Origin of the sequence: Salmonella enterica subsp. diarizonae (assembly GCF_008692785.1) — a bacterium.
GTDB classification, from domain to species: Bacteria; Pseudomonadota; Gammaproteobacteria; order Enterobacterales; family Enterobacteriaceae; genus Salmonella; species Salmonella diarizonae.
In genome coordinates, this window is the sequence record NZ_VXJV01000017.1 from 1 (window position 1) to 16,631 (window position 16,631).

19 protein-coding genes are annotated in these 16,631 nt (G+C 44.0%); 18 read left to right on the forward strand and 1 reads right to left on the reverse strand.

Annotated features, from left to right (window positions below; translation table 11 throughout):
* The 17 genes from F4V72_RS22935 to F4V72_RS23020 form a co-directional block, all read left to right on the forward strand.
* Positions 1 to 2,107 (forward strand): type IA DNA topoisomerase (locus F4V72_RS22935; protein WP_249042130.1); only part of this gene is annotated, 2,107 nt, incomplete at its 5' end.
* Positions 2,108 to 2,455: 348 nt separating this feature from the next.
* Positions 2,456 to 2,638, forward strand: a complete 183-nt coding sequence (locus F4V72_RS22940; protein ID WP_000833472.1) for a type II toxin-antitoxin system HicA family toxin — start codon at positions 2,456 to 2,458, stop codon at positions 2,636 to 2,638.
* Between the two features lie 24 nt (positions 2,639 to 2,662).
* Positions 2,663 to 3,100 carry a type II toxin-antitoxin system HicB family antitoxin gene (locus F4V72_RS22945; protein ID WP_000466316.1) on the forward strand — a complete coding sequence of 146 codons (438 nt, stop codon included), beginning with the start codon at positions 2,663 to 2,665 and terminating at the stop codon, positions 3,098 to 3,100.
* A 318-nt stretch (positions 3,101 to 3,418) separates the two neighbouring features.
* Positions 3,419 to 3,847 (forward strand): hypothetical protein, encoded by a 429-nt coding sequence (locus F4V72_RS22950; protein WP_136058637.1) that lies wholly within the window; start codon positions 3,419 to 3,421, stop codon positions 3,845 to 3,847.
* 2 nt (positions 3,848 to 3,849) lie between these two features.
* Positions 3,850 to 4,551: a StbB family protein gene (gene stbB, locus F4V72_RS22955; protein WP_001668755.1), complete on the forward strand. Its 702-nt coding sequence runs from the start codon at positions 3,850 to 3,852 to the stop codon at positions 4,549 to 4,551.
* A gap of 7 nt (positions 4,552 to 4,558) precedes the next feature.
* On the forward strand, positions 4,559 to 5,236 hold the full coding sequence (locus F4V72_RS22960) for a hypothetical protein (protein WP_023233707.1): 678 nt from the start codon (positions 4,559 to 4,561) through the stop codon (positions 5,234 to 5,236).
* Positions 5,237 to 5,562: 326 nt separating this feature from the next.
* Positions 5,563 to 5,913, forward strand: coding sequence for a plasmid mobilization protein (locus tag F4V72_RS22965; protein ID WP_001293490.1), 351 nt, complete (start codon positions 5,563 to 5,565; stop codon positions 5,911 to 5,913).
* The gene (locus F4V72_RS22970) at positions 5,903 to 9,595 is read left to right on the forward strand and encodes an LPD7 domain-containing protein (protein WP_150342510.1); all 3,693 of its coding nucleotides are present in this window, start codon (positions 5,903 to 5,905) and stop codon (positions 9,593 to 9,595) included. The genes F4V72_RS22965 and F4V72_RS22970 overlap by 11 nt, the downstream gene beginning before the upstream one ends.
* Positions 9,596 to 9,833: 238 nt before the next feature.
* Positions 9,834 to 10,094, forward strand: coding sequence for a replication regulatory protein RepA (gene repA / locus F4V72_RS22975; RefSeq protein WP_023233709.1), 261 nt, complete (start codon positions 9,834 to 9,836; stop codon positions 10,092 to 10,094).
* 256 nt (positions 10,095 to 10,350) lie between these two features.
* Positions 10,351 to 10,428 carry a RepA leader peptide Tap gene (gene tap, locus F4V72_RS22985; protein ID WP_031606513.1) on the forward strand — a complete coding sequence of 26 codons (78 nt, stop codon included), beginning with the start codon at positions 10,351 to 10,353 and terminating at the stop codon, positions 10,426 to 10,428.
* On the forward strand, positions 10,409 to 11,281 hold the full coding sequence (repA, locus tag F4V72_RS22990; protein WP_060710285.1) for a plasmid replication initiator RepA: 873 nt from the start codon (positions 10,409 to 10,411) through the stop codon (positions 11,279 to 11,281). The genes tap and repA (F4V72_RS22990) overlap by 20 nt, the downstream gene beginning before the upstream one ends.
* Before the next feature lie 1,141 nt (positions 11,282 to 12,422).
* Positions 12,423 to 12,728, forward strand: a complete 306-nt coding sequence (locus tag F4V72_RS22995) for a hypothetical protein (protein ID WP_136058636.1) — start codon at positions 12,423 to 12,425, stop codon at positions 12,726 to 12,728.
* Positions 12,729 to 12,765: 37 nt separating this feature from the next.
* Entirely contained in the window at positions 12,766 to 12,990 is a 225-nt protein-coding gene (locus F4V72_RS23000; RefSeq protein WP_136058635.1) for a hypothetical protein, read from the forward strand.
* Entirely contained in the window at positions 12,991 to 13,218 is a 228-nt protein-coding gene (locus F4V72_RS23005; RefSeq protein WP_136058634.1) for a hypothetical protein, read from the forward strand.
* A gap of 75 nt (positions 13,219 to 13,293) precedes the next feature.
* On the forward strand, positions 13,294 to 13,545 hold the full coding sequence (locus F4V72_RS23010; protein ID WP_136058633.1) for a hypothetical protein: 252 nt from the start codon (positions 13,294 to 13,296) through the stop codon (positions 13,543 to 13,545).
* The gene (locus tag F4V72_RS23015) at positions 13,535 to 13,750 is read left to right on the forward strand and encodes a hypothetical protein (protein WP_136058632.1); all 216 of its coding nucleotides are present in this window, start codon (positions 13,535 to 13,537) and stop codon (positions 13,748 to 13,750) included. Before F4V72_RS23010 ends, F4V72_RS23015 begins: the two co-directional genes overlap by 11 nt.
* Positions 13,751 to 13,843: 93 nt before the next feature.
* On the forward strand, positions 13,844 to 14,176 hold the full coding sequence (locus F4V72_RS23020; RefSeq protein ID WP_136058631.1) for a hypothetical protein: 333 nt from the start codon (positions 13,844 to 13,846) through the stop codon (positions 14,174 to 14,176).
* A 104-nt stretch (positions 14,177 to 14,280) separates the two neighbouring features.
* Here the strand turns inward: F4V72_RS23020 and F4V72_RS23025 are convergent, their stop codons facing one another.
* On the reverse strand, positions 14,281 to 14,667 hold the full coding sequence (locus F4V72_RS23025) for a hypothetical protein (protein WP_136058630.1): 387 nt from the start codon (positions 14,665 to 14,667) through the stop codon (positions 14,281 to 14,283).
* 425 nt (positions 14,668 to 15,092) lie between these two features.
* On the opposite strand from F4V72_RS23025, the gene F4V72_RS23030 reads away from it, so the two are divergent.
* Positions 15,093 to 16,148 carry a DNA-binding protein gene (locus tag F4V72_RS23030; protein WP_136058629.1) on the forward strand — a complete coding sequence of 352 codons (1,056 nt, stop codon included), beginning with the start codon at positions 15,093 to 15,095 and terminating at the stop codon, positions 16,146 to 16,148.
* The last annotated feature ends 483 nt before the right edge of the window (positions 16,149 to 16,631 follow it).

Consider the following 16,631-nt stretch of genomic DNA (forward strand, 5'->3'; position numbering starts at 1 on the left):
GCGTCGGGAAACATTACCGATGAAACTCCGTCCGTTGCAGTACAGTATTTTACCGAATACTGAACAGCAATTTAGGGTATTGACCAATCTTATTAATGGTGCTGATGAAATTATCCATGCAGGCGATCCCGATGAAGAAGGACAATTACTGGTTGAAGAGATTCTGGATTACTGTGGTAATAAGGCTCCAGTGAAGCGAGTATTGATTAACGATCTGAACCCGGAGGCCGCACATCGGGCTATGCGTAATCTTCAGGATAACCAGGCGTTTTACGGCTTGTACCAGAGAGCACTGGCGCGTAATGCAGCAGATTATTTGTATGGTCTGAACATGACAAGAGCATATACCATTGCGGCTATGGAAAAAGGGCATACCGAGACAATTTCCGTGGGAAGGGTACAGACGCCGGTACTGGGGCTGGTTGTCAGGCGCTTTGAGGAGAACAGGGACCATAAGGCATCATTCTACTGGGTTGTTGAAGGTGAATTGTCCGGTGAAAAAGGTGTTTGTCCGGTGGTGTTGAGTGTACCTGATGATGCACCTGTGGATGAAAAGAAACGGATTATTAACGAACAATATGCAACTGATATTGTTAAACGTTGTCAGGGGAAGACGGCGACAGTAACGCTTGCAATAACGGAACCGAAAAGCAAGCAGCCACCCTTACCGTTTGCCTTGCTGGATCTTCAGGTGAAAATGAACCGCCAGTATGATTTCGATTCAGAAAAGACACTGGCAATAACGCAACGTTTGCGGGAAGAATATAGGGCAATTACCTATAACCGCTCAGACTGCCGTTACTTGTCGTCAGAACAGTTCTTACAGGCTCCAGCTACTCTAATCATGCTACGCCAGCGGCTCCCGGAGCTGGAGAAGTATTTGGATCTGGCCGACAGTAGCCGTAAAAGTCGCGCATTTAATGATAAAAAAATCAGCGCACATACTGCGATTATCCCCACGCCGTTACCTGTTAATCTCGATAAAATGACAACTGATGAGAAAAAGGTGTACGACGTAATTGTTGCACAATATCTGGCTCAGTTTATGCCGGAAAAAACTTTTGAATCATCTGTTGCAGAGTTTGATGTTGATGGTCTGGTGTTCCGCCAGAGAGCTATTCATCAACTTGAACCCGGATGGAGTGCATTACTTTCCGAGCGGGAAGATGGGGGTTCACAGGATAGTCAGGCTGTTTTCAATGTGATTTCTGCATTGTGTCCAGGCGAACAGATGGTATTTAATAAAGTGATCTCTCGTCGTGAAGCTACGTCACCGCCCTCATTGTACACAGAAGCATCATTACTCGAAGATTTACAGCGAGTGGCGAAATACGTTGATGATCCCCGGATTCGCCAGCTTCTGGTGGATAGAGACGAAGGAAAAGAAGGCGAACATGGGGGAATTGGTACGCCAGCCACCCGAAGTAAGATTCTGGCGCTTTTGCAGCAGCGTGGCCTCATGGTTCTTCAGAATAAAAAGTTTGTTCCTACAGAACTTGGGATTTCTTTTATCCATGCCTTGCCGCCTGTTATGACTACACCAGATATGACGGCGCTATGGCACGAGCAACAGCGTATGATTGAGGCTGGAGAGTTGACCGTTGATGAGTTCCTTAATGAGCTGGAGCAATTTATTTCCTACCAGGTGGAACATGTTGATGTATCCGGACTGAAGGTAACTGTTTATCCATGCTCCTGTGGTGGACGCTATATTCGTCGACAGAACGACAAAGGCGTATTTTGGGGATGCAATAATTATCCTGATTGTCGTAATGCAGTTCCGGATAAAGGCGGTGTACCTGATTTCAGTGTTCGGGAGTTTGAAGCTAAGGTCAAATGCCCGATGTGTGGCAGTAAAATGAAGGTTTCTCCAAAAGCTTACAGTTGCACAAATATTCCAAAGTGTGAGTTCCGTTTGTGGGGGACTCAGTTTAACAAAGAGCTTACTATGACTCAGGTAGTGGATCTGCTGACAAAAGGGAAAACAAGAGAGATTAAGGGACTTAAAAAGAAGGATGGTAGTAAGTTCGATGCAGTGTTGACTCTTAATCAGGATGGTTCGATTACACCGACTTTTCTGAAGAAAAAAAAGCGATCTGCTTTTTGAAAAGCAGTTATATCAAGATTGCCACGGAGGGCGGTCCTGAATCTTTTGCCAGTCAGATTGGCACATCTGGTGCGCCGTAAAACCCTGTCCTTCAGGGAGGAGTATTTTTTTTCAGATTTTTTGTTGCGACCGGGGACGTGTTCGCAGATGGCCAGCATCAGATAAGTGATGCCGGCAATTTTTATATTGTCTATTTTTCAGTAGGTTAAATGTATTTTTGGTCGATTATTAATATTCATTTTTTTTGATTGATTATTACTACATACAAGGTTAGGAACAATGAAAGAGAATAACTACTTGCCTTTTGTGTATATGTGTGTATAATGGTTTGCAGGTTAGGGAGGACATATGAAATCTGCTGACCTGTTGAAAGAACTGATAGCCGCAGGATGTGAGCTTCGACGGCATAACGGAGGGAGTCACCAGATATGGTGGTCTCCCATAACAGGAAAAACCTTTCCTGTTCCGCATCCGAAAAAGGACTTGCCCCTCGGTACTGTCAGATCAATCAAAAAAATGGCGGGGATTTAATCCCCGCCGACTTGGAGGTAAGGTATGTTTTTCTCTGTTGGGATTGAGTCCCCAAAAAATGCCAGCACTGCATTTGGTATTATTGTTCCTGCTTTTGACCAGTTTAATTATGGTTGCGTCTCCGCAGCGGACGAACAGGCTGACATTCCGGTAATGGCTCGTGAAGCTATTCTAAGCATCGTTGAAGAAATGATTATCAGCGGTGCTCACTCTGTTGAAGATATTACGGATGCCGGTTTTATGTTCTATGCCGCCAACCCTGAATATGCGCATTGTGATACCTGGTTCATGATTGACGTTGACCTTTCTGAATTCGAAGGAAAACAGCAACGAGTCAATATCACTCTTCCTGATGTGTTGATTAAACGGATTGATGGTTTTATCCAGGGGAAACGCCCTGTATATAAGGACAGAAGTCATTTTCTTGCACAGGCTGCCAGACGTGAGCTGTCAAGTAAATAGAGAAGAGTCACAGTTCTCCCGCTTGTATGATTAATAATCACTGGGTACGGAACGTGAATCCGTACCCATCTCTTTAATGCGCGTAGCGCATGGAAGCGACAAACACTGCTTCAAATAAACATATCTGGTTCATGTCGCTGATGACGCGGCGTAGCCGCCCGTGATCCGAATAATAAGAAGTACCCCCCTCCCCGCCCTGCCAAGCGGGTTTTTTGGCGTGGCGAGCAGTGCGCAGCCATGCCTGCGGGATGTCAGATCAATAAAGGTTTGATGGTCGAAGACAAGCAATATTTTCAGGAAATTTAAAGGAGAGGAATTGTGGATGACTGGCGTTCAAAGCCCAGAACCGGGCGCGCAAAAATAACAGAACATTCAAATGAAATAAGAATACTTCTTGCTGAAGGAAAAACAAACAGGCAGATATATAATCTTTTGACCAACAAAGGATTAGATATTAGTGAATCTCAATTTAATCGTCATATTAAAAAAATATTTCGCCCTCATGATAAAAAAAGTAAAAGTCAATTATTTAATTCCGAGGTTAATGAGAAGAAATGTAATAGTGCTATTAATTCAGATATCTCTTTGCCCTATGAATGGAATAATATCGGAGTTTTTTCTGAAAAGTTAACCATTGATTTAGAAAATAACGGTTATACACCTGGCATCGTGAGAGAATGGGGGTTGCCGGAGTCTCAAATCCGGCAGAGGTTAATTATTGAAAATGCACGTCAGAAAGGAAAATGAAAATGAATATTAAAATTGCTGTGGTAAATAATTCAGGAAACATGGGGAAGTCAACAATCTGTGATTCTTTGTTATTACCTCGTCTTGAAGGAGCAAAAGTTGTTAAAGTTGAAACTATAAATACTGATGGTACAAATGATGTGAAGATCAGTGCAAAAGAATTCCTTGAAATAACTAAAAAAATTGGTGCGAAAGGTAGCGTTATTGTTGATGTTGGTTCATCGAATGTTGAGATATTTTTTGAAAAAATAAGGGAGTTTCATGGTACGCAAGAGGACTTTGATTATTTTATTGTGCCTGTTACTCCTGAAAACAAGGGGCAAATGGATACTTTATTGACTATTGGTGCATTACTGGATCTTAATGTAGAACCTGAAAGAATAAGGGTGATATTTAATAAAGTTGATCCGGGGCGAGCTTTTGATAAACAATTCTCAGGGATTCTTGAAAACCAGTTATTTTGTTCTTTAAAGATTAAACGCTATCCAATAATCAGAAATACAGAGTTGTTCTTTCATCTTAATGAAATGAACAAAACGCTAAAGGAGGTTTTGGATGATGATCGTGATTTCCGGAAGTTGATGCGAGAATGTGAAGATGATGATGAACTGGAGATATTATCAACAGAACGTGCTATTAAACGGCTGGCTACTGGAGTAAATGAAGATTTAAATATGGCCTTTAATTTGTTAGATATTGTTTGAGGTTAATATGTCAGATAATATTGATGAAATAACATCTGAATTTATACAGAAGTTTGAGAGTGAACTTAACAAAAAGGTTGAGGGCGTACTGGAAAATAAAGTAAGAGGGATGTTGGTTGATTTTAGAGACTTGCAAAAAAGAATTGAGGATTTTCCCGGTTTATTTGCTTCTAAAATTGATGATGTAAATGATGCTATACGTGCGACACCTGGTACTCTTGAGGAGTCATTACAAAAGGTTTTTGTCTCCGTAGAGGAAATGGAGAAAACAACCGAGCGTCTTCTTGATGACTATAAAGTTACTATGCGGGCCAACTCCATTAATGAACTTGAGTTAATTAAGCTGAAAATAGCAGGACAAATTCATGAATCTATCCAGAATGCGCTTGATAAGCCTTTGGAAGACGCAAAGGAAAAAACGAAAGAGATAAATACCATTTTAAAAAATGGGCTTAGATCTGAAATGAGTAATCGCGTTGCATTAGGACTTGGAGGGTTAATTGGCATAGCATTGTTATCAATTTCAGGGTGTCTTGCGTTTGGAATTATGTACTTACAGCAACAGGATAAAGCAGAGCAATATTATAACGCATTCCGTGATCAGAAGGCAGTTATCGAACGTATGCCGGAGGTGGTACAACGTCAGTTCCGGGAGGAAACAAAGAAATACTTTAACCTTGATTGACGGTATCTCTCTTCTGGAGTTCCCGGATTGCCATTAATACGTATTAGTGCGCTGGAGTGCGTATTAGTGCGTATGTTTTTGATTCGTAGTACGTATTAATGCGTATTAATGCGTTTATGCGAATTATACCGGAAAATAGTGCGTATCAATGCGCATTAATGCGTGTGGATAACACTATGTCTCATAGACAGAGGCACGTGACCGATGTTTACAGAATGCCGGAAGCATTCTGTAAAATCGACGTGCCAAAGGGGATACCCCTTTGAAACCCCCGCAGGGGCGATTTACCTGGCGGTGGCGAAAGGGATTTTTACCAGAGGTGGCATATGTCAGAAAACATTAAAAAAGACAGGGTTGTCTCATTCCGTTTATCAGAAAGCGAATTTGCTCCTTTTGAAAAAAAGCTCGCTGCTTCAGAAATGAAAAAATCTGAATTCTTTCGCGAAATTTTTTTAAATGCTAATGTTAATCTTACAGTAAAAGGAGCACCATCAAAAGAATTAAAAGACCTTATTTATATTTTTAGTAAATCAAGTAACAATCTTAATCAGATTGCATATAAATTGAATTTAGCTCATCAAATGGGAAGGGTTTCTGAATCGTTGTACATAAATATTCTTAATCGCCTTGTGAATATTGAGGAGCTAATGTTAGCAGGAGTTAATAATGCTGATTAGGGTTTCTGGATATAATGATGGTGCAAAAGAATACCTTGAGGAGGGAGTTAAAAAAGAGAGAGAGTTTACCCGCGACGAGCTGGATGAACGTGTCATGCTTTGGGGAAATCTTGATTTAACCCAGAAAATTTACCAGCAAATTCCGGATAATGGTCAGGAACGGTATGTATCAATAACAATGTCTTTCTTTGAAGAGCATATTCCTGTTGAGACTATGAAGGATATTGTTCAAGAGTATCGTCAGTTTTTAATGTATGCTTACCGTGATGATGAATATAATTTTTATGCTGAAGCTCATCTCCCAAAGATAAAGCAAGTTCAGGATAAGAAAACTGGAGAAATGATAGACAGGAAGCCTCATATTCATATGATAATACCAGAGGTTAATCTTTTGTCTGGAAATGTCATAAATCCACGAGGTAATTATACAGCAAATGAAAAATATTTTGAGGCATTCCAGGAATACATAAACCAGAAATACAATCTTGTTTCTCCACGAGAGCGGGTACGTGTTGATCCTACAAACGCTGCCGATGTTCTGTCACGTTATAAGGGAGACGACTTCAATAATAAGAATAGAGAGTTTAAACAGCAACTGGTAAGAGATATTATTGATAAAAACATTACAACCCGTAATGGCTTCTATGATTATGTTGCATCTTTTGGTGAAACCAGAATACGCAATAAGGGAGGTGAGAACGAGTATATTGCTGTGAAACTTCCGGAAGATAAAAAGTTTACCAATCTGAAGGAAAGTATTTTTTGCGATGATTTTATTGTACATCGGGAGCTAAAAAAACCACCACTCGACAAAAATGTTATTTATCAACGGTTACAGGAATGGCCGCAGCGCTCATACGAACTTAAATATGTCAGCAAAGCCAGTGAAGGTTTCCGCCATAAGTACAGAGACTCATCTCCGAGTGAAAAATTAATTCTACTGGAACAGCGAAAAAAAGAATTCTATCAGACTTACGGGGGAAAAAATGGCCTATACCCTACCCAACGGGAAAGTAATAACCAGCGAAGTATTACTGAAACTGAAAGCAGAAGAACTTCCTGGGTTGCCTATAGCTTGCAAAGTATGCCCGGCAGCGACATGGCAACTGACGGGAAATCTGGATTCACCTGGCCTCCGTTGCTTTTGCCGGGTGATGCATCTTTTCAGTTGGGACAGCCGGAATCCACCGGAGGAGATTCTGGATTGCGACATGATTTACGAACCGGAAGAAGAGGACGACGAGACGATTCACGACCAGGAGGACAAACTCCCTCCGTTCCTGGCATCCCGCCGCTCTCTTCTTACTCAGGATGGTCAGGAAGTAAATACCGATCAGGACTTCGAGGGATTATGGCCGGAGGCTTAAACCTGCCTCCTTATGCTGGAAATCCCCGTCGAAAATCCACCACCAAAGATGTGGAACAGCGTAGTCAGTTATTGCTACGGCGCAGTACCAGTGATGGAAACTGGTATTTCAGTCCAGCACGGAAACAATGGCCGCACAGGGAAAAGAATGCCTCATATGTAGCAGCCTGGTTTCTCCGTCAGAGCGAACAGAATCAAATTCTGCCAGCTCAAAAAAGAGCTATTCGCAGCGTCGATAGCCAGTTTTTTACGGCCAGACGACTCATTTTTCAGGATGAACGTCTTACACGATCGGAGAAAACACAATTGCTGTCTGTATTAACTTTTGAGCGCCTCAAGGCTCATCGTGGTATTACCAGGCCGGAAGAACCGGCATTAGAGGAGATCAGAGATATGGGAAGTGAAGATATTCGTAAGTTGATTAAAGAAAAGAGCCGTACATCAAGAAACAGCATTGCCGATGATGACGAAAAAGATAAATCTGTTCCTCCTGCCGGGCATCGTTTCTCCCGGATAGTCCATAAACTGAAAAATCAAATTGAGGGCGACGACATTCACCAGGAACGTCAGAAAAAACTGACGGCAGCGGATCTTTATACCCGCAGGTCAAAACTCACCAAAAATGTACACTATAAAGACAAAAAGACGGACAGGACGTTATTTGTTGACACAGGAACAGCGATTGCTGTTCGCAGGGAAGGCATGTCATCAGCGGCGCTAACAGTCGCTCTGGAGTTAGCAAAAGAACGTTTTGGTAGCACGTTAAATATTAAGGGAACAGCGGAATTTAAGCAGCAGGTTATTGATGTTGTTGCGAAGAATGGTCTGGATATTCATTTCACCAGTAAGGAGATGAACCGACAACTGGAAGAGAGAAAAGCGGAGCTGGCCACAGAACGAGACGGGCAGGCCATAGAACAACCAGGTGTTGTTCCGGAAAAGGCACCAATGTCTCAGGATACTTCTCCCGTTGCGTCCACCACAAAACAATCGGATGAAGCAAATGCCAGTGATACGAATACGGACAGCGAGTCCTCTGAAGTTAATGTGCCGGTAGATTTACCATTCTGGCGAACTGTGGTTCATCTTGAAGGGAAACTAATTGATCACGGAAGGGCCCCACTTGAGCATCAAAAAGGCAACGTAGAGAGCTATTTTGTTACGGTCAGGGATAAAGACGGAAATGAGAGAACACACTGGAGTTCTGACCTTCAGGATGTAATGAAAGGTCGCCGCCGGGGGCAAAATATTTCTCTTGAACAGAAAGAATCTCGTCCTGTAGAGGTGAACGTCCGTGATGAACACGGTAATTCTGCAATCCGGGAGGCCGTGCGCCGTGAATGGAGCTTCTCGCGGCTTCCAAATGATGTCGTTACGAAAGAGAGCGATAGCCCGGTTCAGGGTAGTAAGGAGCAGGCTACAGATATTAAAACTATTCAGGAGGGCGCAGTGGCCGGATCTCAGGACACAGAACTGGAAGACATGGCGGACCTGAATATGATTCAGTCCGGAAATGCCGTTGATATGATCCTGTCGAATCCGACGCTCCGTAATATGGCAATGACAGCCGGGCAAAAAGCGCGAGAGTTTAATGCACCGGCGGACGAAAAAAATACCGTTAATGCGCAAATTAATGCTGAAATTGTTGAACGATTTAAGGGAGTAGATCAGGAGCGCGAACCACTTGAATTGATTCTTTCGGATACAGAACTGCGTGGTATGGCGCTTTCGATGGAGCAGAAAATGCGTGAGCAAGCTGCACCGCTGGACAAGCTGGATGCTGTGGTAGCGGAGATTAATGGTGAAGTTGCTGCAAGGGTTGCCCGATTAGTCAGTGTTCCCATTCCTTCTTCTACGGTGGCCGCAACTGTTCAGACGAAAGATATCCATGCAAAGAACCAGGAGAAGGAAGGCAAGCCGAGCGTAGCCAAGAGGGATAAGGTTCATGAAGGTGTACTTGTGGACAGTGGTGCGGCTCCCTACAAGTTTAAACCAGATATGAATAAGCCCGAAGAAGAGCGTAATGACAGTTTCTATGTGAAGCTGAAGATGGAGGATGGTAAGACGCGCACGCTGTGGGGGGTCGGACTGGAAAATGTTGTACGTGACTTTCAGAATGGGGAGCGTGTGAAATTGAAGGATAAGGGCGTTGAACCCGTAACATGGAAAGAGACTTTGAAGGATGGGCGTGTGGTCGAGAAATCCGGCGATCGTCGGATCTGGGAAGGCACATCATTAACCCGCGAAGCAGAAATAATGAAAGGTTTCCGTGTATCGAATATGGAACATGATAACGACGGTCCGGACATAGCGTGACTGCTGTTGTCACCAAACCTGGCATTTCTGGTCAGGCATTACGCCGGAACCAGAAATACAAGTCTCCACAATGCCAGCTCTGCGGGGCTGGCCCACTCAGTATTCAGATAGTTTTTTCGCCATGCTCATGCTAACTGCGTGAGTAGAAACACGAATGTCTGTAATACGGGCTGCCAATTTACGGAATTTGTAGTAGTCTCTGCTAAATGATCCTTTTTAGATCCTTGAGGAGGCAGAGATGTCTGATGCCGTAAACCCAGCTACTTCCTCAAAAAAAACGAAACGGCCGTATCGTAAAGGTAATCCGATTCCTTCAAAAGAACGGCAGCAGGCTTATTTGAGCAGAAAAAGTGAGACACATAAAGCTCTCAGTGCTGTTATCCGTATTCCATTGAAAAAGAAGCTGGAACAGTTTGCAGCAGAGGAAGGGATTACCCAGGCGGAGATGATTGAAAGGCTGATTGAGTCTGAAATTATCCGGCGCTCCGAGAATTTGTGAAATTTGACAATTTTGTCAATATTTACAATTTCTTGATCCTTTTCGGACGGAGTGATAGATTACGGATCGTTTGTTACCGTGAATTTTTGGTTGGTCGCGCCATAAGGCGGCTGGGAACTGGTTCTGATGAGGTGTCTACCCGGAGCCAGAAAAGGAAAAACCCCGATAATCTCTCTATGTTTGGCGACGAAGAAGATTACCGGGGCCCCATAAAACTGCATAACCATCAATAAGGCTATGCAGGGAGTATAGTTTTATGCCCGGAAAAGTTCAATACTTGTTTCTGCGCTCATTACTCCTTCCGTGCATTGTAAGTGCAGGAAGAAGTGACTGATGTTACACATTACCTACAGGTCAAAAATCCTAACCCTCAGTTCATCGAACCTGCGGACAAGGAGACTCTTTCCTTCTGCCGGAAGATGATGGAAAAAGCTCAGGGGTTCTCTGAACGCTTTGAGTTTCTTGTCCACGTTGCGTTTTCGCGTTCGATTGGAAAGCGTCGGCGTAAACCGCCTGTTTTACGTTGTCGGGCGATTGACGCCCTGATGCAGGGCATGTGTTTTCACTATGACCCCCTGGCGGGTAATTTCGGACGTGTTCAGTGTTCGACAACCACCCTTGCGATAGAGTGTGGACTGGCAACAGAATCCAGAAAGGATAAGCTGTCCATCACACGGGCAACCCGCGCCCTGCGTTCCCTTGCCAGTGATTTTGGACTCATTACCTATGATACAGAGTTTGATCCGGAAATAGGGTGCAACATACCGTCCAATATCCAGTTTACCCCGGCGCTGTTTGAGACTCTTGGTATCTCGATGGCGTCACTGGAGGCTATCCGGAAGAATCGTGCGGAATGGCAGAATAAACAGCGAGAGAAGGAAGGTCTGTCACGTCTGTCTCTCGAAGAGCTGGCGCTAAATGCATTTAATTATGTTCGAAACAAATTCCGGGAATATCATCGGGAACTACGTTTGCACGGGCTTAAACGCGCCAGGGCGAAACGTGATGCAGAACGCAGCCGTAATGAAATCAGGGTACTGGTGAAGCGCGAACTCACCAAAGAAATCTCGATGGGACGTTTTCCGGCCAATATGGAGCTTGTTAATCGCGAGGTTGAGCGGCGGACGTCCGAGCGAACAATCATGTCCAGGGGTAATTACTCTCGTCTTTCCCCTGCCCCCGCCTGATAACTCTTCATGTATCCGGTTAACGCCGGAGGTTTCCGCACGTCCATAGAAAATATTTGTACAAAATTACACCATTCAGCGCCGGTAGTTGCCTGACGTCCAGCATTTATAACCTGTAAATTTTACTGTCAACGGTCAAAAAATATATGTGAGTGGTCGTTTTGTGTACCAGGAACTGTTATCAACATATAACTGCAAGGGATTTACACTAATAAGTAGCAGTCGAGGACATCAATAAGTGCTGTTCGATAATGTTTCAAACCGCCACATTTCTTTTAAACCCCTGTTCTGTACTCTCATTTAAACTTCTAAAGTAAAAACCCATTAAATAAATAACCTATTCACCGCCTGCCCTGTGGACAGGCTAAAGAGGCCCGCTCTTGCAGCGGACTAACGTCCGCGCCGATCCGGAAACACCAGATAGCACCTCCCACCGCCAAAGCCGGCGGGCCCCGACAAAACAAAGTAGTTACAACACTCAAAGAATCCAGTACATGAAACCTCGTCAAACTCAACCATCCAGCTCCCACCCACCACTAAAAAGCGCCGCCGCCCCGGCCAAAGGCCGGGATGGAGTCGCTTTTAATGATGGATGATGTAACTAAACTTCTGAGTGGCTTTTAGTCCCCTTTGGCTTTGCAGGGCGATGGCCCCACTCCGTGATGCCATCACCCCGCCAGAAGGGTGTTTTCTGTGCAGTTGTCAACCACTGAATCGGAACCCCAAAGGGGCCCCCACGATTCAGCAGTTGACAATTTTAACTACCGTGACGTCATACGATCCTTTTGATCCATCCCCTGAACGTAACAGAAGCCACTCAGAACCGTTTTAAGCAGCTCACCCTGGCAAAGTACCAGCAAAGCAGAAAAAATCGCTCAGAACGCAATACAGGGGGTGTAAGCGACAAGCAGCCAAAACCGGCATAAAACCTCATACAGGGGGGTTGTACAGGAATAGTTCTGTCATTAACCCTTCCGGTTAAGTCCCTTCGTTAGGACTTAATTATCTTTCGGCGTAACTCCCCTTTCCTGGGAAAAGGAAAATAAATTCTTGCAATACCTTCATTTGCAGGTATAATAAAAACATCGAAAGAGGAATAGTTTCTCTTTCTTCCAAAGCCCAAATTGGGCAGGAGCATAAGATGAGTAAAGAAATTGCTGTAGAAATTCTCAATCAGTTAGGCGGAAACAAGTTTATCGCAATGACCGGAGCTAAAAACTTCGTTTGGTTAGAGAAGGGCGGATTAATTTTTAAACTACCTTCTAATTTTTCCAGAAATGGTATTAATCTTGTCAGAATTAAACTCGAACCATCAGATACCTATAATATAGAATTTTTAAAATCAAGAGGTGCATCACTTAAAAGTATTGCATCATTTGAAATGATTTATTGCGATCAGCTTCAGGAAATTTTTATCGAAACGACCGGACTTTATACTCATCTGTGATAAATTATGGAGACGCCCCGAAAGGGGCGGTAGATAAATGAGTATTATCCAAAGAAAACGTGACCGGAAAAAGGATGGCACCCGGTTTTATCACTTTAAAAATGGAAATATCTTTTGTCGTCTTGATGCAACGCTGAACCGATATGATTGGGAGCAGCTACAGGTTTTATTCAATTTTATCTATAACCAGGGGAAAACAGCGGGAAGTGAAGAACGCGCAGCAGAAATACGTATTGCGCTTGGATTTGAGGATACAAAATAAATGAATAATCAACGTCGCAAATGGATATCAGAAATTAGTAATAAGCTGACAGCATTGAAGGATGAATTATCAAATGCTCTCGATGAGGAACAGGAATATTTTGATAATATGCCTGTTAGTTTCCAAAGTGGTTCTAATGGTGAAATTTCACAAATGGCAATCAGCTCAATTGATAATGCTTTATGTCAGATAGAGGATGCTATAGACTCTCTCAGTGAGATTGATTAAGTGATTGAAAAATAGTGCTATTAATAATAGCGCCTTATGACGCTATTGTCTTTCTTTATTCAGGATACGGTTTTTATGAATGAAAATATTTTAAAAGTGAATAAAGGTAATTATTCATATACTATAACATTCGTTAAAAGTAATGTTAGCGCGATGTTACATGTTGTCAAATACGTAAAAACAAGAGGAAAACATACTTCAGGAAAAACAAAGCGAGAACTTGTTTTTGATAAGATTTTAAGTATGGAGCAGGCCTTAGTTTTAGATGAAGGATTTTTGAGAGAGCGTATTCAAAAATTTTTAAATGGGAGTGATAATGAAGAATAAACCAACGCCGGAACAGGTAAAATTTGCGAGAATTGCCGCTGGTCTGACTTTGAAAGAGGCTGCGGATACTTTTGGATATCAATTAAATTCCTGGCAGATGAAAGAAAGTGCTGGTAAAGCAAGTCGATCATTATCAGTTGGAGAATACGAATTACTTTTACTTCTGGCAGACTTACATCCTGATTATAAAATAATAAAAAAATAAGTTGCTATACCTTCATTTGCAGGTATAATAAAAACATCGAAAGGGGAATGGTTCTTCTTTCATCCAAAGCCCAAATTGGGCGGGAGCTTTTAAATGAACGTATTAAAATTTAAAAACGGTACTGTTTCTGTTGGTGATATATTTGTTTCGTCTTGGGGATATGAGCAAACCAATGTGAATTTTTATCAGGTTATTTCTCTCCACGGTAAAATCACTGTTACTGTTCGTCAGATCCGCACCAATATTCAGCATACAAAATCAATGATGACAGGATATAAGATACCACGATTAAATGATTTTTGTGGAGAACCATTAAAACGCCGTGTCCGTGAATTTTCCTGTGAACCTGCGATCTGCATTGAGGCGTTTGAAACAGCATACAAAACACAGCCGGAAGAAGAGTTCGAATTTACATCTTATTACTGATTAATCACATCGGGGAAGAAATTCCCCTTCTTAATTTCTCTTTTTCATTCATACCCCCAAAAAGGGTCTGTTTGGAGATCGGAAATTAATGTACGTTTAGCGCATTATTTAATTAAGCTCCCGGAGGCGTCAGGCAGGAACAACCACCCCTGGTTAATCGGTTCCTGAGCCTTCCGGGCTGCGTCATTGTAACACTGGCAAATGACGGAACGGAGGCGGCTGCGGGGGAAAATCTTCTTCAGTGAGACTGAATGAATCCGCTTCCGGTCGCGTCGCCAGTCGTAGATGGCCAGCGTCCCGCAGCGGCTGGCGCCAATGATGCAAAACCAGTAAAAACAGCTACTTAAAAAATTCAGCCGGAAATAAATCCCCGTCAGAAAAACTGAAAGAAAAGGGGCAGGGCGCGGTATTCGGTAAACTAGGTGTTTTACCGAATGCCTGCCGGAAGCGTGAAAACCGTCACGTTGGGGTTCCGCGCCCATTTCCTCCATAAGTTCCACCTTCGTAGGTAACCTATTGATATGTCAATAAGATATCTTCAGGTTCTGTTGTTTAGCTCATAATCTCATATGTTGTGATATCTGAGACTATATTTATTGGTCTGAAACAGGGTATCTAATATCGTTTTTTGGCTGTTTTGATACCAGTTAGTCTCAAAAACGACTTTTGGCACCTATCTGGACGCGTTTTTCGCTGATCCAACCATAGAACTTCACAACAGATCTCTGGTTTGATGGCGAAAGTCAAAAATTGGAAATAAATTCCATTTAATTCATGTAGATAAGTCTCATACATGAGACTTTTGGGGCAAATGGGCGCGGAACCCCACGTTGTCACGTAATTAATTAGTTTATTTGTTTGTTTGTTTGTTTGTTGTGTATAATGAATGCACAATCACCAGAACAGGAACAGGCTTATGCGTCCGGCAACTTTTGAACCACAGCAGATCATCGAGGCTGGTCTGGCATTACAGGCCGAAGGGCGGAACATTACCGGCTTTGCGCTGCGTAACCGGATTGGCGGCGGTAATCCGGGGCGGCTTAAGCAGGTGTGGGACGAATATCTTTCATCACAGACAGAAGTCACCGCCGAGCCGGTGGCCGAGCTGCCCGTTGAAGTGGCCGAAGAAGTTAAGGCCGTATCGTCAGCACTGGCCGAACGTATCAGCCAGTTAGCCACCGAGTTAAATGATAAAGCCGTCAGAGCCGCCGAACGGCGGGTAGCCGAAGTGACCCGCGCGGCGGGTGAGCAGACGGCACAGGCCGAGCGCGAGCTGGCCGACGCCGCACAGACCGTTGACGATCTGGAAGAAACACTGGATACCCTGCGGGATGAACACAGCACCACACTGGCGGCGCTGGACGACAGCCGGGGGAAAGAGCAGGCTCAGGCCGTCGAACTGGCTCAACTGCGGGAACGTCTGGCCGCGACAGAGAAACAGCTTGGTGAATCAGAGAAGGCCGGAAAAGAGGCCGCAGAGCAGCACCGGCAGCAACAGGCAGACCTGCAAAAGCGGCTCGATACCGCCGAGAATAAACTGGCCGAAGCCACTACGCGCCATGCGGCAGAGTTGCAGGGCGTCAGGGAGCAGTACGCCGGGGAGGTTAAGGAGCTTAAGGCTCAACATGCCCGGACTGAAAGCGACCTGCAAAAGCGGCTCGATGCCGCCGAGAACAAACTGGCCGAGACCGCTACGCGCCATGCGGCAGAGTTGCAGGGTGCCAGAGAGCAGCACACTGGCGAAATTAAGGAGCTTAAGGCGCAACATGCCCGGAACGAAAGTGACCTGCAAAAGCGGTTAGATACTGAATTAAAAACCCGCCAGACCGCACTGGATAAAGCGCTGAAAGAAGCAACGGATGCGCGGGAAGCAAAGGCGGCCATGACCGGTGAACTCAAGGCGCTGAAAGCGCATAACGAACAACTGGCGGCGCTCTTGGCCGGAAAACAGAACCGGCAACGGCAAAAGTGAAAAAGGGCGCACGGAATCCGGCGTAAGGGATCAGCGCCAGCATAATAATTACAATAGTGTTTATAAACACAAATGTTTATATGAATAAAATTCAATATGATATCTAAAGAAGGTGGAACTTTTGGAAGAAATGGGCGCGGAACCCCAGATACCGACGTGATGCAGGTTTGCACTGGTCGGCTACGCTGGCCGAAATTGAACGGGTAAAACGGCTGTATCAGGCTGGAATCAGGGCATCCAGAGAGGAAAAGGGCTAATCACCCTCATCATTAATGCTAATGTATGCGTACACTAGCATTAATGATTGACCGCTTAACGGCGTTTACTGTTCCGTTGCTCCCCAAAATCCGAATCTGGGAACAGGCAGATACAGGCACAAAAAAACCCGACTGGTGAGATCGGGTTTTCATGTTTTGCCCCAGATGGAGGCGGGAACGACCAAAACAATTGACTATAAAATATTACGTCATGGATGGCGTAAAT